The organism is Labilithrix sp. (genome assembly GCA_019637155.1).
In the GTDB taxonomy this organism is placed as follows: domain Bacteria; phylum Myxococcota_A; class Polyangia; order Polyangiales; family Polyangiaceae; genus Labilithrix.
On record JAHBWE010000005.1, the window covers coordinates 371866 to 391289 of the forward strand.

Annotated in this window: 16 protein-coding genes; 7 read left to right on the forward strand and 9 right to left on the reverse strand. The window is 71.2% G+C overall.

The window, feature by feature from the left end:
* Positions 1-40 precede the first annotated feature (40 nt).
* The 5 genes from KF837_12560 to KF837_12580 form a co-directional block, all read right to left on the reverse strand.
* The gene (locus tag KF837_12560; protein MBX3228145.1) at positions 41-781 is read right to left on the reverse strand and encodes a Uma2 family endonuclease; all 741 of its coding nucleotides are present in this window, start codon (positions 779-781) and stop codon (positions 41-43) included.
* Positions 782-1039: 258 nt separating this feature from the next.
* Entirely contained in the window at positions 1040-1561 is a 522-nt protein-coding gene (locus KF837_12565) for a hypothetical protein (GenBank protein ID MBX3228146.1), read from the reverse strand.
* A complete protein-coding gene (locus KF837_12570; GenBank protein MBX3228147.1) occupies positions 1558-2844 on the reverse strand; it encodes a radical SAM protein in 1287 nt (428 codons plus the stop codon). Before KF837_12570 ends, KF837_12565 begins: the two co-directional genes overlap by 4 nt.
* Positions 2841-3164, reverse strand: coding sequence for a hypothetical protein (locus KF837_12575; GenBank protein ID MBX3228148.1), 324 nt, complete (start codon positions 3162-3164; stop codon positions 2841-2843). The genes KF837_12570 and KF837_12575 overlap by 4 nt, the downstream gene beginning before the upstream one ends.
* Before the next feature lie 191 nt (positions 3165-3355).
* On the reverse strand, positions 3356-4339 hold the full coding sequence (locus tag KF837_12580) for a hypothetical protein (protein MBX3228149.1): 984 nt from the start codon (positions 4337-4339) through the stop codon (positions 3356-3358).
* Positions 4340-4371: 32 nt separating this feature from the next.
* Between KF837_12580 and KF837_12585 the strand changes: the two genes are divergently transcribed.
* Complete coding sequence (locus KF837_12585; protein MBX3228150.1) at positions 4372-6153, forward strand: hypothetical protein; 1782 nt, start codon at positions 4372-4374, stop codon at positions 6151-6153.
* Here the strand turns inward: KF837_12585 and KF837_12590 are convergent.
* On the reverse strand, positions 6144-6734 hold the full coding sequence (locus KF837_12590) for a hypothetical protein (GenBank protein MBX3228151.1): 591 nt from the start codon (positions 6732-6734) through the stop codon (positions 6144-6146). The two genes, KF837_12585 and KF837_12590, sit on opposite strands and share 10 nt — an antisense overlap.
* Positions 6731-7471, reverse strand: a complete 741-nt coding sequence (locus KF837_12595; protein MBX3228152.1) for a DnaJ domain-containing protein — start codon at positions 7469-7471, stop codon at positions 6731-6733. The genes KF837_12590 and KF837_12595 overlap by 4 nt, the downstream gene beginning before the upstream one ends.
* An 80-nt stretch (positions 7472-7551) precedes the next feature.
* Here KF837_12595 and KF837_12600 point away from each other — a divergent pair, with 80 nt between their 5' ends.
* Positions 7552-7983: a hypothetical protein gene (locus KF837_12600; protein MBX3228153.1), complete on the forward strand. Its 432-nt coding sequence runs from the start codon at positions 7552-7554 to the stop codon at positions 7981-7983.
* A gap of 48 nt (positions 7984-8031) precedes the next feature.
* Here the strand turns inward: KF837_12600 and KF837_12605 are convergent, their stop codons facing one another.
* Positions 8032-8892: a tetratricopeptide repeat protein gene (locus KF837_12605; protein ID MBX3228154.1), complete on the reverse strand. Its 861-nt coding sequence runs from the start codon at positions 8890-8892 to the stop codon at positions 8032-8034.
* Positions 8893-9004: 112 nt separating this feature from the next.
* Between KF837_12605 and efp the strand changes: the two genes are divergently transcribed.
* Genes efp through hflX form a run of 3 tightly spaced genes read left to right on the forward strand, consistent with a single transcriptional unit; the run spans position 9005 to position 12772 of the window.
* On the forward strand, positions 9005-9568 hold the full coding sequence (gene efp / locus KF837_12610) for an elongation factor P (GenBank protein ID MBX3228155.1): 564 nt from the start codon (positions 9005-9007) through the stop codon (positions 9566-9568).
* Positions 9569-9585: 17 nt separating this feature from the next.
* Positions 9586-10935, forward strand: a complete 1350-nt coding sequence (locus KF837_12615) for a peptidylglycine alpha-amidating monooxygenase (GenBank protein ID MBX3228156.1) — start codon at positions 9586-9588, stop codon at positions 10933-10935.
* A 1-nt stretch (position 10936) separates the two neighbouring features.
* Positions 10937-12772: a GTPase HflX gene (gene hflX, locus KF837_12620; protein ID MBX3228157.1), complete on the forward strand. Its 1836-nt coding sequence runs from the start codon at positions 10937-10939 to the stop codon at positions 12770-12772.
* A gap of 10 nt (positions 12773-12782) precedes the next feature.
* Here hflX and KF837_12625 read toward each other — a convergent pair whose 3' ends face one another.
* Positions 12783-14207: a thrombospondin type 3 repeat-containing protein gene (locus KF837_12625; protein MBX3228158.1), complete on the reverse strand. Its 1425-nt coding sequence runs from the start codon at positions 14205-14207 to the stop codon at positions 12783-12785.
* A gap of 1288 nt (positions 14208-15495) precedes the next feature.
* Between KF837_12625 and hutU the strand changes: the two genes are divergently transcribed.
* Both hutU and KF837_12635 read left to right on the forward strand, forming a co-directional pair.
* Positions 15496-17181 carry a urocanate hydratase gene (hutU, locus tag KF837_12630; GenBank protein ID MBX3228159.1) on the forward strand — a complete coding sequence of 562 codons (1686 nt, stop codon included), beginning with the start codon at positions 15496-15498 and terminating at the stop codon, positions 17179-17181.
* Between the two features lie 105 nt (positions 17182-17286).
* Positions 17287-19353: a hypothetical protein gene (locus KF837_12635; GenBank protein ID MBX3228160.1), complete on the forward strand. Its 2067-nt coding sequence runs from the start codon at positions 17287-17289 to the stop codon at positions 19351-19353.
* Positions 19354-19424 lie beyond the last annotated feature (71 nt).

Genomic DNA, 19424 nt, shown 5'->3' on the forward strand with positions numbered 1-19424 from the left:
CCCCGTCATCCCGTCATGGCTCCCACGACGGAGGACACCGTCAGTCACCGGGCTCGACGCCGAGCTCCCGCAGCCGAGCCTCGAGCATCGCCGCCCGCGCCTCGGCGGTCGTGGCTCGCGCCTCGGCGGTCGTGGCCCTTGCCTCCTCGGTCGACGCGCGCGCCTCCGCGGTCGCCGCGCGCTCGTTGCCGGTGGGAATCAAGACTCCGTCGAGGTCTGCCCAGCGCAGCCAGCGCTCGCGGAGGTCCTCGAACACGCCGTCCCAAACGACGAGGCTCAGCCCGATCGACGCGAAGCGCGGCTGCGGCTGGTGGACGTAGACGCCGCCCATGAGCGTGAACGACATCACCTCGCCGGCTCCGGTCTTGCCGAGCGGGTCGAACACCACGTAGTGCGTCACCCGCATTCGTTCGTAGTCGCGCAGCTTGTCGCTGAGCTCGCCGCCGTCGGTGTTGGACACGATCTCGATCACGACGTCCGGCGGCTTGCCGTACTCCCACACGAAGTACGACTGCCGCCGTTCGGGGCCGGTCACCGGCTTCGGCTCGACGTCGAGGCTCAGGAACGCGTCGGGCACGATCGCCGGATTCTGCGCGATCGCGAAGACGCCGACGTTGGCGGCGGCGAAGAACCGCCGCCCCGGCTTCCAGCCGCTGTAGAGCGACTCCGTGAGCAGACGCATCTGCTTCTCTGCGAACACGCTGTCCACCGGCTTGCCGTCCTCGGTGATGAGGTGGCTAGTGTCCGGCGCGGGCCACGGACCGTCCGTGCCCGGCTCCATGGAGCTCGGAGAGCTGCTTTGTGCCATCGCCATCGAGTGTACCTCCCATCGCTTGCGTCGTAGCCATCGCAAGCGACCGAGCACGCCACATGCCCGCACCCGCGCCCAGCGATTCCGCGCCTTTGCCTCCGCTCGCCCCTGGCCCGGGCCAGATCGGGCCAGGCCAGATGCCAGTTTTTGTGGTTCGCAGTTCGGTGCCAGCGGCGCCGCGCACGTGGACACGAAGCACGCGGCGCGAGGGCGGTGCTGGTCACTGCGTCACGGCACGAGCAGTCCCTGCGCTGCCGCGAGCACCGCCGCGACGGGCACGGCGACCGCAAGCCCGCGCGCAAGCGCGCGCGGATCACGCCGCGCACACAGCCACGCGACGAACGCGATCGCGCCTCCGGCATACCCCGCTGTCCAGGCCCGCCAGAAGTACCCAGCGTGCTCGCTGTAGATCACGAGCGCCGGATCGGCATCCCGAACCAGCACCGCCTGACCGATCCGAAGGAGCGCGTACACCCCCGCCGCCCCCACCGCCCCAGCGGCGACGGCCACTCCAAGCCGCGCCCCATCCGCCGCGTCACCCCCGCCGCTCTCTCCGCGAGCGCTCTCGTCACCGCCCCCGTAATCTCCGCCGCGAGCGCTCTCCTTGCGTGCCGCCGCTGCCGCCGGCGTGGCGACGGTCGTGCTCTCGTCACCGTCCCCGTCATCTCCGCCGCGAGCGCTCTCCTTGCGAGCCGTCGCTGCCGCCGGCGTGGCGACGGTCGTGCTCTCGCTGCCTGCGTTCGTCGTCATGTACGGTCGGTCACGCTCTCGTCCCGCGACGCGCTCGCGAGCGTCGCAGGGGTCTGGGGCGTCGCAGAGGGCTGGGGCGTCTCGGGCGTCGCAGGGGTCTCGGGCGTCGCGGGGGTCTGGGGCGTCGCGGGTGCTTCGTGGCGCGCGGTAACGCGTGGGCACTCGGGGTCTGGGCCCATCGCGGTTGTGAGGTGGCGTGTCACGACCTTGCAGCCGCCGCGGCAGACCTCACGAAGCGTGCAGGATGCACATGGTTCGGGCGCGGCGCGAGGGTAGTCGCGGAAGGTCGCGAGGACCGGGTCGTCGGCCCAGCGGGGGCCGACGATGTCCGTCGCGTCGAGGCGCGTTGGCTCCGCGAAGCTGCAGGGGGCGAGCGCGCCGTCGACGCGCGTCGCCGCGAGCGCGGCGCCGGCTTCGCAGCCGAGGACGCCCCAGCGCGCGAGCTCCTCCGGGCGCGCGGCGAGGTCCGCGTCGGCGGAGAGGAACGGGACCAGCGCGCAGTCGATGCGAAGACGCATCGCGCCCGCGAGCGACGCGCTTAGCTCGCGCAGGCGGGCAGGGAAGGCGCGGACCTGCGCGGGGGAGAGGCGCCGGGTGAGGTAGTCGAGCCCCGTCGCGCGGCCCGCCGGCTTGTAGCGAAGGAGCTGCGCCTCCGTCGCGCCGAGCGCGCGCGCGCGTTCGAGCGTCGCCGCGACGTGGTCGAACGTGGCGCGCGTCAGCACGACGTTCACGCCGACGGCGACGCCCGCCGCCGCGAGTCGCGCGATGGCGTCCTCCGCCGCGCGCGACGCATCGAACCCGCGCACCGCGGCATAGTCGACGCCTGCGCCGTCGTAGCTCACGTTCACCTGCGCGAAGCGGCGGAGCTGCGCGAGCTTCCGCTCACCGAGGCCGAGCCCGCTCGTCGTCACGACCGGCGTGAGCCCGAGCGCGCGCGCCTCGTCCGCGAGCGCGCCGAGGTCGTCGCGCAGCGTCGGCTCTCCGCCGCCGAACGCCACCGTGAACACCCCCGCCGCCGCGAGCGCCCGCAGCCGCGCGACGATCTCGTCGCGTGGCGGCTCTATGCCGTCCGGCCTCGCGTCGAGGTAGCAGCCCTCACACCCCGCCGCGCAGCGCGACGTCACCGCGACATGCACCTCGAGCGGCGCGCTCGGCCTCGGCGCGGGCTCGTCCCACAGCGCGCTCCCGGCGAGCCCGAGCGCGCGCACCCCGTCACGCTCGAGCGCGACGAGCGCAGCATCGATCTTCACCCACGCCCCCCACACCTCGTAGCGAACGATCACTCGTCCCCCTCCGCCGTCGCTGCCGCATGCTGCGCCGCAACATCCGCGTGCACTGCAACATCCGATTGCACTGCAGCATCCGAGTGCGCTGCAACATCCGAGTGCACTGCAGCATCCGAGTGCGCCGCAGCATCCGCGGGCTCCGACGCTGCGCGCGCGGGCGCCTCCTCCTCGAGCGCCGCGCAGACGGCGGCGAAGACCGCGCCGCCCACCGCCGCCGTGACGAAGAGCGTATCGACCACGCTCCCGATGCTCGAGCAGTTCGCGCCATGCCCGAGCCGCACCGCGCGGACGTGCTCCGGCTTCAGCTCCGCGCTCACACACGCATCATAGCCCCGAGGCCAACGAAGTGGCTGTCGCGCTCGAGCCCTGAAGAGCGCGCATTCACGCGCGTGATAGCCGAGACGTCGAAGCGGCCGTCGCGCCCGCTCACGCGCGCGTGATGGCCGACGCGTCGAAGCGGCCGACGCGCTCGAGCCCCGAAGAGGCTCGCGCTCGCGTGCGCCTCAGATCAGAGCCCGAGTCCGTCGAGGTGCCCCGTGTGCTCCAGCACCAGGAACGCTGCGCCGAGCACGCTCGCCGCGCACGCTGCCGCGCGGAGCGGACGTGGGGCGCCGCCGGCGGCCGACCACGCGCGCGCCGCGAAGAGGAGGGGGACCAGCACCGCGCCGAGCCACAAGAACGGTCCCGCCGTCCCGTCCGCGTAGCCCGCCGCGAGCAGCGCGCCGCCGGCCGCCACGTACACCGCGTACGCGACGACCAGCCTCGCCGCCCCACGCACCCGCGCGAGCACGAGCGCCCGCCGCCGCGAGCGCGCCACCGCCACCGCCGTCCCCGCGAGCGCCGCGGCGACGAGGAAAATGGATGCATTGTGCATTGTTCGCCGGCGCGCGAGGCGGCGCACGTCCTTCGCGATGTCCGGGTCGAAGTACCACGTCAGATCGACCTCGGCCTGCTCGACCTCGCCGCGGGTGAGGTGCGCGTCGACCGCCGAGCGGAGCGCCCGCCGTGCGAGCGGCGCGTCGGCGTGCGGATCGCGCGCCGCGCGGCGCCAGAGCGGGATCGCGTCCTCGACGCGGCCGCTCCGCGCGTGGGCGTCCGCGACGAACACCCACGCCTCGACGCGCACTAGGCCCTCCGGGAACGACTCGGCCTCGACGAGCAGCGCGTGCAGGTCGGGGCTCGCCTGGCGCCGCGCGTCCTCGAGCGTCGCGAGCGGGACGAAGTCGCCCTCGCTCCGCGCGCGCAGGTACGCGACCCGCGCCTCCGCCCGTGCAGCGACGTTGCTCGCCGGCGCCGCGCGGATCGCCTCCTCGTAGCGCGCGAGCGCGTGCGCGTACGCGAGCACCGCCTCGCCCTGCTCCGCGTCCTTGAACGCATCCGCAGGCGCCGGCTCGGCGCGCCCCGCCTCCTCGCCCCGCTCCGCGTCCGCGCGCGCCGAGTCGGTCAGCGGCGGTGCGACGAGGAGGAGCAAGAAGAGAAGCAATCTGCGCATTCGAGCGTTCCCATGATAAGCGGCGGGACACGATGCGCGGACTCCTCCTCCTTGCAGCCCTTGCGGTTCTGCTCGGCGGTTGCCGTGGCTGCAAGAACGATCACCCCTACGTTCCGGCAGGCCCCGACGGCGCGGCCGCGACCGCCGACGACGCCGGCGAGGCGCGGCCGAGCGGCCCCGCCGCCCCCGGCCCCGGCCCCGGCGGCGGCGCCGAGGCGGCCGTCGCGCTCGCGCCCGGCGTGACGAGCTGGCGCGGCGACGGCCTCGTCATCGACGGCGGCGGTCAGGAGATCGCGCTCCTCCTCGCGCGTGATTTCGACGGCGACGGGAAGACGGACGCGCTCGCGATCTTGCGCCCGCCGCTCGCGGAGCGAAAGCCGGGCGCGTCGACCGGTCGCCTCGTCTACGTCCGCGGCGGCGAGCCGAACGTGCCGCCCGCCGCGATCGCGGTCGGCCCCGCGCTCGGGCAGTGGCCCGCCTGCGTCGCGACCGCGCGCCTCGAGAAGGTCGGACCGCGCTCCGTCTTCGCCGAGATCGGCAGCGACTGCCCGAAGGCGATCGGCACGCGCGCGATCTCGGTCGTGCGCCTCGCGCCGCCCGCGCCGGCGGTCGCGTTCGACGCCATCCTCACCGATCCGCGCGACGCGCCGAGCCTCGGGCTCGCGGTCGAGAGCGCCGATCGCGACGGCGACGGCGTCGACGACACCGTCCTCCGCTTCACCGTCGACGGCGTCGACGCGCGCCTCGCGTTCTTCGATCGACCGGCCGGTCCGAGCCGCGACCCCGAGGAGCCAGAGGCCTCCCTCAAGACCGCCGCCGCCCGCATCGCGAAGGCGAAGCCGGACGAGGTCCCCGCGATGGTCGATCGGCTGCGGGCCGCGTACCGCGCGCTCTGCGACGAAGGGGGCGCGCCGCGCATCACGCACGTCCACGGTGGCCCGGCCCCGACGTGCGGAACGAGCAAGGTGCTCGAGGACGCGGGCATCGCCGCGGTCCGCGCCTACGCGCAGTCGGGCGACGTCTTCGGCGCGTTCGCGGCGGCGGAGATCGCGCAGGCCGCGCCCGCGACGAAGACCGCGGCGCGGAGCTCCGAGCTCGAGAAGCACCTCGCGACCGCCGCGCCGGTGGAGAGCGCGAAGGCGGTGCGGGTCCTCGCCACGCTCGTCGACTCGCCCTCGGACGCCGAGCCACAGTGGGGACCGCTCACGTTCGACGCGACCAACCAGCTCCTCGTCCGCGCAGGCAAGACCGTGACGAGCGTCGACCCGGAGAACGGCGACGAGCACGCGGACGGCGCCGCGGCCTGGCCGGCGGAGGTCGTGTCGCCGGACGCGACGCGGAGGTGGAGCGCCGCCTTTCAGGTGTGCGACGACGGCGCGGCGCGCGCGAGCTTCACCGTCGCGGAGACGAACACGACGATCACGGCGCCGCTCCCCCTCGTGCCGCGGCTCGGCCGCGCGTGCTCCGGGCACGGCGAGCCGCTGCTCGTTCAGCCGATCGCGTGGGGGCCGCGCGGGCTCGAGGCCATCGTCGCGGGGCGCCCCTTCATCTTCAAGAGCGAAGGCGCGAACGAGATGACGGCGTCGCCCCTCGCTCCGTTCCTCGACGAGCGACCGCCGCCCGGCTCGCCGCGGATGGGCGCGAAGATGGCGGTCGCGGTGCCGAACGCGCTCCTCGTCCTCGCGGAGGGAAAGTGGAGGAACCTCCGCTCGCCCGACGTCAAGCCGAGCGAGCTCCGCGCGTGCACGATCGACGACACGGCTACCCGCGTCGCGTGCGTGCGCCGCGGCAAGGTCGTCTTGCTTCAGCGGTGACGCGGCGCGGTCGTGCAGAGCACGTCGTCCGGATCGCGTGTGCTCTGCAGGCACTGCCGCTTCTGGTCGTTGCAGCGGATCACGAACACGCCGTGCGAGGCGAGCGTCGCGAGCGGCACGTTCGCGCGCTGGACGACCGCGTTGAACGGCGCCTTCGCGTCGCAGCCGTCCGACATGAGCAGGTCGATCTGGCGTCCGCCCGCGACCGCCTCGGTGCGGTTCCACTTCGCCTTGTTGTCGCCCTTGTCCATCGCGAGGCTGATCGGCTTGAGCTTCGCGACGAGCTCGTTCGCGTAGGCCTCGTCCGCGTTCGCGTCGCCGGGGTGCGGCGCCTTCATCGCGACCATGTACGCGATCGCCTTCATCTGCACTTCTTCCGGCGCGTTCTGGGTGACCATCGTCTCCGGCTTCGGGATCGGCCGCTCCGGCATCGTGAACGGCGGCGGCGCGGCGTCCTTCGCCGCGACGGTGACGGTCGCGGACGGCACCGTGGTCTTGCCCGCGTCGACGGCGGTGGGCTTCGGATCGTCGCAGCCGGCGGCCGAGACGAAGAGGACGAGGAGGAGAGGGGAGTGCTTCATGCGACGAGCGCCCGGTAGGCGGCGGTGACCTCGGCGAAGCGAGCGGACAGCGCGCGCCGCTCCTCGTGCGAGGCCTCGGGGTGGAGATCGGGATGGTACTCGCGGACGAGCCGCCGGTACGCCTGCTTCACCTCGGGCTCTCCCGCCGCGGAGGAGAGCCCGAGCGTGCGGTACGCGACCACGCGACGGACGTCCACCGATCCGGGCATCCCGCTCGCGGGCCGCGCCGTGCGGTACACGCCGCTCGCGGGCTCGACCGCGCGATCGCGCGCGCGCTTCCTCCCGGCGAGGAACTCGTCCGCGCCGAGCGGCTCGTCCACGAGCGCGCCGCGCGGCGGCCGCACCGCGACGCGGTAGAAGACCTGCGCGTCGACGAGCCCCTCGAGCATCTGGAGCCGCATGAGGATCTGCTTTCGCAGCGCGCGCTCCACCACCTGCGGCGCGATCTGGAAATCACGGACGAGCACCTCGCCGTGGAGCCGCTGCGAGGCCATCGCGCGGAGGAGCGAGCGGCGCAGCACGTCGTCGTCGACGTCCTCCTCGTGGCGGAGGATCTCGCCGAGCGACGCCGCCGCGCGGTCCACCTCGACCGCGGTGACGAGCCCCTTCGCGAGGTGCACGCGGTGCGCGCGTCCGCCCGTCTCCACGAGCTCCAAGGTGCCGCTCGCCCGCCCGCGGTGGAGCGCGCCGAGCAGATCGCCGAGCGTCGTAGCCTTGAGCCTCCCGGGAAGCTGCATGGATCGTGCGTAACGAACCACGGCCGGAGCGGCCAAGATCCTGGGAGACCGGCCCCGCCCGCGTCTATGCTCGGCGTCGGATGCGGCCCCTCGTCTTCGCGCTGATCGTGGCGGCGTGCGCGGTCGGCGCCCCCGCGCGCGCCGACGAGCCGCCGCCGATCTCCGCGTCGCTCCAGTGCGATCGCGCGGTGGAGCCGGGCCGCGTCCGCTGCACGGTGGAGGCCCGCGTCGCGCAGGGCCGCACGCTGCAGTGGGCCGACGTCGTCATCGTCGAGCTCCCGGAGCTCGCGCAGGCGTTGAAGGGCCGCGTCGGCCCGGCCGACAGCATCGCGCGCGACGCGACGAGCGAGCGCTGGGCCTTCGGCCTCGTCGCGCGGAAGCTCGGCGAAGGCGAGGCGAAGGTCCACGTGCGCGCGGTCGTGTGCGCCGCCGGGGCCCCCGCGCCCGAAGAGCGGCGCCCGCGCTGCGCGACCGCGACCGCGATCGCGACCGCGATCGTCCGCGTCGGCTGACGCTTCGAGGCGCGTGCGTTCGAGGCGCGTGCGTTCGAGGCGCGTGCGTCAGTGCGTGAGGTTCAGGTGCGCGAGCTGCAGCTTCGCTTCGGCGGTGAACTTCGACTCGGGGAAGCGGCGGATGAGGGAGCGCCACGAGTTCTTGGCGTCGTTCCAGGCTTGCGTGTCCATCTGGCACCACGCGAGGAGGTAGAGCGCGTCGTCGTGGACCTCCTTGTCGACCGCGTTCTCGGCGAGGCCGGCGAGGATCGGGATCGCCTCCTTCTGCCGGTTCAGGTGGCGGTACGAGTCCGAGAGGCCGAGGCGCACGCTCGGGCCGATCGACGAGTCGTCCTTGTACTTGAGGGACTCCTCGAAGGCGGTCGCCGCCTCCGACCAGCGCTGGACGCGGACTTTGTCCATGCCCTGCTGGTAGAGCTGGCCCGCGAGCTCGTTCCGCGCGCGCTCCACCGCGTCGGCGAACATCGCCGCCTCCGCCTTGCTGAGCGGCTCCTTCTTGACCTGCTCCCACTGCTCCACGATCTCGGCGCGCTTGCCGGTGCGGATCAGCTCGTAGAACTGCGCCGCGCGCGACTCCGCGCGGGCGCGGTCCTCGTCGCGCTTCTGCGCTTCGCGGCTCTCCTTCCGGAGGCGCTCGTTGTCCTGCGCGCGTTGCTCCGTCTCCGCCTTGATCTGATCGACGCGCGCGTCCCACGCGAGCTTCAGCGCCGCGAAGACGACGACGACGAACACGATGTACGCGGTGGCGCTGTTCCAGGAGAGGCGCCGCTCGTAGGTCTGCTGCCGCTTCGCGATCGACTTGATGTCGGCCGAGAGCGCGTTCGTGAGGTTGTTGGTCTTGATGACCGACGCGCGCGACTCGATGATCTCGCGCTTGATCTCGCGGAGCTCCTCGTCGACCTCGTGCACCATCGCGGCCGCTCTTAGCGCATCAGAGCCGCTGGCAGAAGGGATTCAAACCGCAGAGTATCGCGGCGCTCTTCCCTCGTTAAGGACCCCGTGGTAATCGCCGAGGACCGACATGGCAAGCACGACCGACATCCGCAAAGGCCTCAAGATCCAGATCGACGGCGTGCCGTACCACATCGTCGAGCACCAGTTCGTGAAGCCGGGCAAGGGTCAGTCGTTCACGCGCTGCAGCGTGCGCAACCTCACGAACGGCAAGGTCGTCGAGCGCACCTGGAAGTCCGGCGAGTCGGTCGAGCTCGCCGACGTCGAGGACCGGAAGATGACGTATTCGTGGGAAGAGGGCGACAACTACGTCTTCATGGACACGAACACGGGCGACCAGATCTACGTCGGCAAGGACAAGGTCGGCCCCGAGGCGCGCTTCCTCTCGGAGGGCCTCGACGTCGAGGTCACGCTCTTCAACGGCAACCCGATCGGCATCGACATGCCGCCGAACGTCATCATGCAGGTCGTCACGAGCGAGCCGGGCGTGAAGGGCGACACCGCGAGCGGCGCGACCAAGCCCGCCACGCTCGCGACCGGCGCGACCGTCAACGTCCCGCTCTTCATCAAAGAAGGCGAGTGGATCAAGATCGACGTCGCCTCCGGCCAGTACCAAGAGCGCGTCAACAAGTAATCGGGTATCCTCCGGGGGTGAGTCTTCGCGCATTTGCGGCGTTCGCCGCGGCCGTGATCGTGGCGGCCGCGTGCGGCGGGACCTCCGCCGAGGCTCCGGCCGGTCCGTCGCAGGCCGGCGTGATCGATCTCGACGGCGGGCCGATCCAGACCACGCCCGACGGACCGAGCGGGCTCCCTTGCGACGTCGACGCGATCCTCACGACCCACTGCCGGAAGTGCCACGCGCGGCCGCCGCAATACGGCGCGCCGATGCCGCTCCTCGGCTGGGACGACCTCCAGGCCCCGACGCCGAGCGGCGGCAAGAAGGTCCACGAGATGGTGCTCTCGAAGGTCGCGAACGACGACGCGCCGATGCCGCCGGCGCCGAACGCGCGCCTCTCGGAGGCGGAGAAGAAGACGCTCTCCGACTGGTCCGCCGCCGGCGCGCCGCGCAGCGCGGAGAGCTGCGCGACCACGCCGCCTCCTCCTCCGCCCGATCCGGTGACCGGCCTCTCCTGCACCCCGAACAAGACGCTCGCGCCCGCGGCGCCCTACGAGATGCCGGAGAGCGCGGGCGATCAGTACGTGTGCTGGGGCGTCGACGTCACCGCCGACACGCCGACGCACATCGTCGGCTTCGCGCCGCGGATCGACAACACGACGATCACGCATCACGTCGTGATGTACGAAGCGCCCTCGTCGTATCCGTCGACCCCGCAGCCGTGCGACGCCTCCGCGGCGGTGACGTGGCGCATGGTCCTCGGCTGGGCGCCCGGCATCTCCGGCGTCGAGCTGCCGCCGGAGGCGGGCTTCCCGATCGCGCCGGCCGGGACGCACTACGTCGTGCAGATGCACTACTCGAACCCGCAGCGCCTCAAGGGCGAGAAGGACAGCACGAAGATCGAGGTCTGCACCGCGCCGCCGCGGCAGCACGAGGCCGACGTGCTCGCGTTCGGGTCGCAGAGCTTCACCATCCCCGCCGCCCCACCTCCCGGCGGCGTCTTCACGCGCGAGTGCAGCATCACCGTCCCGAGCTTCTTCGCCGGAATCCACCTCTTCGCCGCCATGCCCCACATGCACAAAATCGGGCACGCGATGACGACGACGCTCACGCGGCAGGGCGGCGCGCCGATCGACCTCGGCACGATGACCAGCTACGACTTCAACGCGCAGCGCTGGTTGCCGATCGACGCGGTGACGCAGAGCGGAGACGTCATCCGCACCGACTGCAGCTGGAAGAACACGACCGGCGCGCCGGTGAAGTTCGGCGAAAAGACGGCCGACGAGATGTGTTACTCGTTCACCATGTACTATCCACGCATCGCATCGACGCTCTGGAGCTGGGGCCTCCCCGCCCAGACGGCGAGCTGCGTATCGAGGCCCTGACATCGAGCTCTACGGCAACACCAAGGGGCTCTCCCCGTCCGCGACGAAGACGCTCGAGCGCATCTATCGGCGCAAGGTCCCCGTGAACGACATCTCGACGACGGAGCTGACGCGGTCGCTCGTCGCCGCGAGCGTCGAGACCGGGCGCCAGGTCGGCGCGCTCGTGCATCGCTCCGGGCAGGTCGACTACGTCGTCGTCGGCGACGCGGGGAAGCTGATGCTCCCCGACATCGGGCGCCTCCGCGCGGCGGAGGGGCGCTTCCGCGGCCTGCGCCTGATCCACACCCACCTCCGTGGCGAGGCGCTGACGCGCGACGACATCGTCGACCTCGTGCGGCTCCGCCTCGACCTCGTCTGCGCGATCCAGCTCTCGCCGCGGGGGGAGGCGAGGTCGATGCAGTATGCATACAACGTCCCGACCGACGATCCCGACGCGCTGCCGTACCGCGAGGTCGGGCCGCTCCCGATCGGACAGGCCCTCGTCGACGTCGGAGAGCTCATGTCCGACCTCGAGGCCGAGTTCGCGCGCCAGAGCCGCGGGCGCGAGGTGCGCGGCAAGGACGGCGTCGCGATGCTCGTCCACGTCGGCGAGAAGAGCGAGCGGAACCGAGGCCAGGACGCGCTCGGAAGACCGAGCGCTCTACGTCACGCCGAGGTGAGCATGAGCGAGCTCCGCGAGCTCGCGCGCACGGCCGGCGTCGCGGTGGCGGAGGAGATCGTGCAGCTGCGCGATCGCGTCGACCCCAAGTTCGTGCTCGGCAAGGGCAAGCTCGAGGACGTCATCGTCCGCGCGATGCAGCGCGGCGCCGACGTGCTCGTCTTCGACCGCGATCTCACCCCCGCGCAGAACTCCGCGATCGCGAAGGAGTCGGACCTCAAGGTCATCGATCGCACGCAGCTGATCCTCGACATCTTCGCGCAGCGCGCGGAGAGCTACGACGGCAAGCTGCAGGTCGAGCTCGCGCAGCTGAAGTACAACATGCCGCGCCTCGGGATGAAGGACGACGCGCTCTCGCGCCTCACCGGCGGCATCGGCGGACGCGGCCCCGGCGAGACGAAGCTCGAGATCGGTCGCCGCCGCGCGAAGGAGCGCGTCGCGCACCTCGAGGCGCAGCTCCGGAAGCTCTCGAAGCGCCGCGAGCAGCGCCGTCACAAGCGCACGCGCGACGGCGTGCCGACCGTCGCGATCGTCGGCTACACGAACGCGGGCAAGAGCACGCTCCTCAACGCGCTCACCGGCGCGGAGGTGCTCGCGGAGGACAAGCTCTTCGCGACCCTCGACACGCGCTCGCGCCACTTGAAGGTGGGCTGGGCGGGCTACGGCGATCGCGAGATCGTCATCACCGACACGGTGGGCTTCATCCGCGATTTGCCGGAGGACCTCTTCGCCGCCTTCCGCGCCACCTTCGAGGAGGCGGCGGACGCGGACCTGATCCTCCACGTCGTCGACGCGGCCGATCCGGCGAAGGAAGACCACGTCGCGACGACGGAGAACGTCCTCGCCGAGCTCGAGCTCGCGGAGATCCCGCGCGTCATGGTGTTCAACAAGATCGAGCTCCTCACGAAGATCGACGCGAAGATCTTGCAGAAGAAGCACCCCGACTCGGTGCAGGTGTCGGCGATGCAGCGCGACTCGGTGCGGCCGCTCTTGAAGCGGCTCGCGATCGAGCTCGCGGAGCGCTGGGATCAGAGCGCGAGGATGCCGGTCGCCGCGCCGGTCGATCCCGAGACCGAACAAGAGCTCCCCGACGCGGAGCCCGACCTCCACGCGACGACGCTCGACGAGCTGCTCCGCGCGGCGGGCCGGCGCGGCCGCCGCCGCGTCCAGGTCACCTGACGAGATCGGCTCACCTGACGAGATCGGCCGCGTTACGCGGGTAGAGCTTTCGCTGCGAGAACGACCAGCCCATGATGCCGGTGAAGCTCGAGAAGGTCGCGTCCTTCTCGAAGCCGGGGGCGGGGTAAGGACAGAGCTGACCGCCGGTGGTCCCGCAGTTGCCGAAGCGGCGGAAGAGCTGGTCGTGGATGCGGAGCCCGCCGGGCGACACCTCCATCTCCCAGCGCGCGTCATGGGCCGCGTCCTTCACCCCGTTGAGGTTGGGGTCCGTGACGACGAAGCTCCCGTCGACGCGCACGAGCAGGCTCTCGTACGGCTCCGCGGCGGCGCGCGCGGCGGTGTTGATCTGGTTGACGTTCACCAAGAGCGGGACCGCGGGCGTGACCGCGGTGTCGATCACGGTGATGGTGGCGAGCGTGATCTGGTCCTGGTCGAACGGGTTCTTGTGCAGACCCACCGCGCGGACCTTCTGCCCGAGCCGCGGACCGGTGGACGCGTTGCCCGCGAGCGCGTCGGCCTGGAGGTAGATCCCCTGCCACGGCCCGCCCTCCACCGTCTCCTGGATGTAGAGGTGCGTGCTCGCGAGCTTCGCGCTCACGATGCCCTCGACCGCGACGACGCTCGGGACGTCCGGGTGTCCCGCCGCGGCGGGGTTCCGGACGGTGGAGATCGGGTAGTCGCAGGGATCGGCGCCCGAGCGGCTCTCTGCGCAGGTGTCGCACGCGTCGCCGATGCCGTCGTCGTCCGCGTCGGCCTGATCGGCGTTCGCGACCGTCAGGCAGTTGTCGATGCCGTTCGGGACGCCGTCGCCGTCGATGTCCGCGCCGCTCAGGTGGTCGCACTCCTGCGAGCCGTCGTTCGGGCACTCGTCGCACGCGTCGCCGATGCCGTCGTTGTCGGAGTCGGCCTGGTTGCCGCCGTCCATCGGTCGCACGGGGTTGAAGATGAGCGGGCAGTTGTCGCGATCGTCGGGGATGCCGTCGCCGTCCTTGTCCGACTCGGTGGGGTTGCCGTCGTAGACGGTGGAGCCGCGGACGACGCCGGGGCGCGAGGGGTGGCACGACGGCTCGTCGGTCGGCGTCTCGTTCTTGCAGAAGAACGTCGGGTAGAACTTCGTGCCGGCCTCGAGGACGGTCGCGAGCGTGGGCGGGTTGGACGACGCGCGCACGTCGATGCAGGCCGTCTTCTCCTTGCCGCACACGTCGCCGGGCCACGGCGCGCAACGCGACGTCGCGGGGGGGAGGACCGCGGGATCGGTGATGAGCGGCGTGTCGCCGTAGAGCGCGGTGCCGCCGCGGAGGACGAGGGCGACGTCCTCGACGCCGCCGTCGATGACGGCGCGGAAGTCCTTGTTCGTCGAGCCGTCGTAGACCGCGATGTCGGCGAGGTAGCCTGTCTTCAGCATGCCGATCGCGTGGGCGGCGCCGGACGCCATCGCGGCGTTGATCGTGACCATGCGCCAGAGGTCGGCGTCGGTGAAGTGCTTGTCGAAGTACTTCGTGTTCCAGTCGTCCGCGCAGCGGAGCTCGCGGAACATGTTCATCGAGCCGGAGGGGATCCAGTCGGTGCCGAGCGCGATCGTCACGCCGAGCATGTCGAGCATGACCGCGGGCGTCGTGTTGCCGTAGAGGTCCACGTTCGAGCGCGGCGACCAGATGACCTTCGCGCCCGCCTTGCGGATCGCGCGCGCGTCGTCGGTGCGGACCGCGACCGCGTGGATGATGCCGCTCGTCGGCAGGACGAGGTTGTTCTTGCTGTCCTCGTCGCGCAGGCAGACGAACTCGTTGTGCGCCTCGGGGTCGATGCCCTCCGAGATGTGCGGGACGTAGGCGCCGCGCTGCTCCGCGACGTAGGTCGTGCGGATGTTGCTGTAGTCGCACGAGGCGATGATGTTCTTGCCGGGCGTGCCGAGCGGGAACGTGTCGGAGAAGGCGAAGTCGACGGGGAGGCCCTCGAGCTGATCGGCGTCGGTGTCGAGGTTGCGCATGAGGCCCGACGCGCCGCCGCCGCCGCCGATGATCGAGGTGCCGCCGCTCATGATGAAGCGGAGCTCGCCGTGCGCGAGGATGGCCGCGGTGCGGACCGAGCTGTTGTACTCGAGGCGCTTGTGGCCGCGCGCGCCCTGCCAGTCGCTGCGGTTCTCGTACTTCTCCGCGTGGACGATCGGCTTGTTGTTCTGGAAGGTGATGTGCTCGTGCGCGTTGATGAGGCCGGGCGAGATGACGCCGTCCGGGCACGAGATGATCGTCGCGTCGGCGTACGCGGGATCGTCCGAGCAGTCGCAGGAGACGCACGCGATGCGGCCCCGCGCGTCGAACATGACCTCACCGCCGTGCAGCACCTCCTCCGGCCCGAGCACGCTGCCGCGGATGACCTTCATCGCGCCGGCGGTGCCGGCCTTCGTCACCGCGCAGACGCCGCTCGCCACCGGCGCGATCGTGCTCTTGCACTCGGTGACCTTCGGCTGCGGGTTGTAGTTCGTGTGCGGCTGCGCCGGCTTCGGCGGCGCGATGAAGCCGTCGCCGCCGGCGTCGAAGATGTCGCCGTCAGGGACCTTCACTCCCTGCGGGTTCTCCTGATCGCTGCAGTGAAGCAGCATGCCGGCCCCGCTCGCGGCGAGGGCAAAAGCCAAGAAGCGCGAAGGGAGCATCGGTTCGATTGTAGCTGATGCCTAGTGACGGGCCTGTCTCTGTTTGGACACACGTTGTGGTAAGAGCGCGCCCATGGGATCTCGAACGGTCGTCGCGCCGCGTGGGAGCACGCTCACCTGCAAGGGCTGGGTCCAGGAGGCCGCGCTGCGGATGCTCCACAACAACCTCGATCCCGAGGTCGCGGAGCGCCCGGAGGACCTCGTCGTTTACGGCGGCACCGGAAAAGCCGCACGATCGTGGGAAGCCTTCGACGTGATCGTCCGCGAGCTCACCGATCTCGCCGACGACGAGACGCTGCTCGTGCAGTCGGGGAAGGCGGTCGGGCGTTTCAAAACGCATCGCGACGCCCCGCGCGTGCTCATCGCGAACTCGAACCTCGTCGGCAAGTGGGCGACGTGGGAGCACTTCCGCGAGCTCGAGAAGAAGGGCCTCATCATGTTCGGCCAGATGACGGCCGGCTCGTGGATCTACATCGGCACGCAGGGCATCTTGCAGGGCACGTTCGAGACGTTCGTCGCCGCGCGGAAGGCGTACGTCGCGCGCACGCACCGGGACGGGCACCTCTGGGTCCTCACCGCGGGCCTCGGCGGCATGGGCGGCGCGCAGCCGCTCGCCGCGACGATGGCGGGGATGTCGTGCCTCGGCGTGGAGGTCGATCCCGCGCGGATCCAGAAGCGGCTCGACACGCGCTACGTCGACGAGCGGATCGACGATCTCGACGCCGCGCTCGCGCGGATCGAGAAGGCGAAGAAGGAGGACAAGCCCGTCAGCATCGCGCTCTGCGCGAACGCGGCCGAGGTCTACCCCGAGCTCGTGAAGCGAGGCGTGATCCCGGATCTGGTCACCGAGCAGACGGCGGCGCACGATCCGCTCGTCGGCTACGTCCCGCTCGGCTTCACGCTCGAGGAGGCGGCGGAGCTCCGCAAGGAAGACCCGGAGGGCTACGTCGAGCGGGCGAAGGCGAGCATGGCCGAAGAGGTCGACGCGATGCTCGCGATGAAGAAGAAGGGCGCCGAGGTCTTCGACTACGGCAACAACATCCGCGCGTGCGCGGTCGAGGCGGGCTGCGCGAAGGCGTTCGACGTCCCCGGCTTCGTGCCGGCGTACATCCGCCCGCTCTTCTGCGTGGGCAAGGGCCCGTTCCGCTGGGTGGCGCTCTCGGGCGATCCGGAGGACATCGCGGTCACGGACCAGGCGGTGCTCGACGCGGTCCCGGACGATCCCGATCTCCGCCGCTGGATCGAGCTCGCGAAGGAGCGGGTGAAGTTCCAGGGGCTGCCGGCGCGCATCTGCTGGCTCGGCTACGGCGATCGGATGAAGGTCGGCCTCGCGTTCAACGAGCTCGTTCGCACGGGCAAGGTGAAGGCGCCGATCGTCATCGGCCGCGATCACCTCGACTGCGGCTCGGTCGCGTCGCCGAACCGCGAGACGGAGGCGATGAAGGACGGCTCCGACGCGATCGCCGACTTCGCGCTCCTCAACGCGCTCGTGAACACGGCGGCCGGCGCGAGCTGGGTGAGCTTCCACCACGGCGGCGGCGTCGGCATGGGCATGAGCCTCCACGCGGGCATGGTCGTCGTCGCCGACGGTACGCCGGAAGCCGCGAAGCGCCTCGAGCGTGTCCTCACCTCCGATCCCGGCATGGGCGTCGTTCGCCACGCAGACGCGGGCTACGAAGAGGCGATCGCGTGCGCAAAGAGCAAGGGCGTGCACATCCCGCACGCCGATCATCCGGCCGCGCCGGGTGGGGAAAGGTAGGTCCAGACCGCGGCCTGGAGGTCGAATTTCCGAAGAATTTCGAGTGTAGGCAAATGGCCTACAGCTTGCTCGAGCCCAGGTATGGGGCTTCGATTCTTGCGGTTCGTGGTGCTGGTCCTCGCCGTCGCCGGCGTCGTGGTGGGGTGCGCGCCGGAGGGGGAGGAGACCGGATCGTCCGAGGCCGACCTCACGTTCGCGCCGACGGTGAAGGGGAACGTCGGGGGCCGCATCCGGGATCTCACCCCGCAAGAGGCGCTCGACCTCCGCATCGTCAGCCACGACAAGATCCTCATGTGGGAAGGGATCGTCGAGCACGTCGGCAAGCCCAACGCCGAGGTCCACCTCATCGACACGAAGCGCTTCGAGGGCCACCTCGGCTACACGCAGCACGGCCTCGGCCGCGGCGCGCAGTACACGGAGGGGAACTTCTTCACCGAGATCCAGTACCCGGGGCCGCAGCGGCGCTACATGCCGTTCTTCCTCTTCGACTTCCGGAGCGCGCCGATCACGATCGACGGCAAGAGCTTCAAGTGGGTCATGAACATCCGTCGCTACAACTACCGCGACAACGAGAAGCAGCTCGCCGACCTGCTCGTGACGATGAAGAACCTCCTCGGCGAGCACGTGATGAAGGGCTACGGCGATCCCGCGCTCTTCGTCTACGACTCGCCGCCCGCCGCCTTCCTCCGCCGCCCTCACGTCACGCAGCTCGGCGAGCTCACGCGCCGCGGCTTCACGCCGATCACGGAGCCCGACATGATCCGCCTCGCCGGCGGCAAGCTCGTCGCGGTCTTGAACCCCGGCACCGCGTACGGCTACTTGAAGCTCGTGAAGGCGGGCGAGGCCGCCGCGACGGAGGAGCGCCTCACGCCGCGCCACATCGCCGTGTTCCAGGACACGCCCGATCGCGTCCCGCCCGTCAGCGGCATCGTCACGCTCGAGCCGCAGACGCCGCTCTCGCACGTGAACCTGCTCGCGAAGAACCGCGGCACCCCGAACGCGTCGACCGCGCAGATCTCCCTCATCCCGAGCATGGAGCCGCTCTTCGACAAGCTCGTTCGCATGGACGCGAAGGAGGACGGCACGGTCGCGTTCCGTGAGGCGTCGCTCGACGAGGCGACGAAGTTCTGGAACGAGCGCCAGCGGAACGCGCTCGAGGTCCCGCGCATCGCGCCGATCTCGCTCGACCCCGTCGAGTTCGCGACGGCAGAGGGGGCGGTCGCGGAGCTCCCGAACATCGGCTCGAAGGCCGCCAACTACGCCGTCATCCAGAAGCTCCTCGGCCCCTCGCTCGTGAAGCCCGGCTTCGCGCTCGGCTTCGCGCACTACCGAGCGCTCATCGCCGGCGCGCCGGCCGAGCGCCTCATCGCCGACCTCGTCGCGAAGAAGGACACGCTCGCCCCGGAGGACATCGACGCGCGCCTCGCCCAGATCCGCGAGGCGATCAAGACGCAGACGCCGGAGGCCGCGCTCGCCGCCCCGACCGCCGCCGTCCGCGCGATCGCGGCGAAGCTCCCGGGCGTCGCCCGCATCCGCTTCCGCAGCTCCACGAACAGCGAGGACCTCCCCGTCTTCAACGGCGCCGGCCTCTACGAGTCCGACGGCTTCGACGTCGCCGACAGCGACAAGAAGCTCCAGAAGAAGCTCCTCGGCGTGATGTCGTCGCTCTGGCTTGAGCGCGCCTTCTGGGAGCGCGAGCTCTTCGGCATCAAACACGCCGACGTCGCGATGGCGATCCTCGTGAACCCGGCCTTCTCCGACGAGACCGCGAACGGCGTCGTCGTCGGCGGCCCCAACGCCGCGGGCACGTTCGCGAGCTGGGTCAACGCGCAGAAGGGAGAGGCCTCCGTCACGAACCCGCTCGAAGGCGAGGTCCCGGAGTCGTTCACCGTCACCGGTCGGGGCAACCTCACGATCACGAAGCTCGACTCGCGCTCGAACATCGGCGACGTCTTCCTCGAGGGCAGCGCCGACCGGATCGCGCCCGCGCTCGCCTCGCAGCTCGCCGAGCTCCACGCCGCGACGGAGAAGCTCTACGCCCACTTCGTCGGCGAGCGCGTCGCCGAGGGCGACACGCAGCCCTACGCGATCGACCTCGAGTACAAGCTGATGACCGAGAACGGCGCCGCGAAGCTGTACATCAAGCAGACCCGCCTCCTCGCGCTGCGCTAGTCTTTCTTGTTCGAGAGGGCTCTGCCCTCTCGAGCTCTCCCGCCGGGGGGTTCTTCGCACGCGCTGCGCGC

Excerpts from the sequence above, each read along its gene's own strand:
- KF837_12560 (MBX3228145.1), bottom strand. The coding sequence starts at position 781 with ATGGAGCCGGGCACGGACGGTCCGTGGCCCGCGCCGGACACTAGCCAC.
- KF837_12565 (MBX3228146.1), bottom strand. The coding sequence starts at position 1,561 with ATGACGACGAACGCAGGCAGCGAGAGCACGACCGTCGCCACGCCGGCG.
- KF837_12580 (MBX3228149.1), bottom strand. The coding sequence starts at position 4,339 with ATGCGCAGATTGCTTCTCTTCTTGCTCCTCCTCGTCGCACCGCCGCTG.
- KF837_12585 (MBX3228150.1), top strand. The coding sequence starts at position 4,372 with ATGCGCGGACTCCTCCTCCTTGCAGCCCTTGCGGTTCTGCTCGGCGGT.
- KF837_12590 (MBX3228151.1), bottom strand. The coding sequence starts at position 6,734 with ATGAAGCACTCCCCTCTCCTCCTCGTCCTCTTCGTCTCGGCCGCCGGC.
- KF837_12595 (MBX3228152.1), bottom strand. The coding sequence starts at position 7,471 with ATGCAGCTTCCCGGGAGGCTCAAGGCTACGACGCTCGGCGATCTGCTC.
- KF837_12600 (MBX3228153.1), top strand. The coding sequence starts at position 7,552 with ATGCGGCCCCTCGTCTTCGCGCTGATCGTGGCGGCGTGCGCGGTCGGC.
- efp (MBX3228155.1), top strand. The coding sequence starts at position 9,005 with ATGGCAAGCACGACCGACATCCGCAAAGGCCTCAAGATCCAGATCGAC.
- KF837_12625 (MBX3228158.1), bottom strand. The coding sequence starts at position 14,207 with ATGGCGTCCGGCGCCGCCCACGCGATCGGCATGCTGAAGACAGGCTAC.
- hutU (MBX3228159.1), top strand. The coding sequence starts at position 15,496 with ATGGGATCTCGAACGGTCGTCGCGCCGCGTGGGAGCACGCTCACCTGC.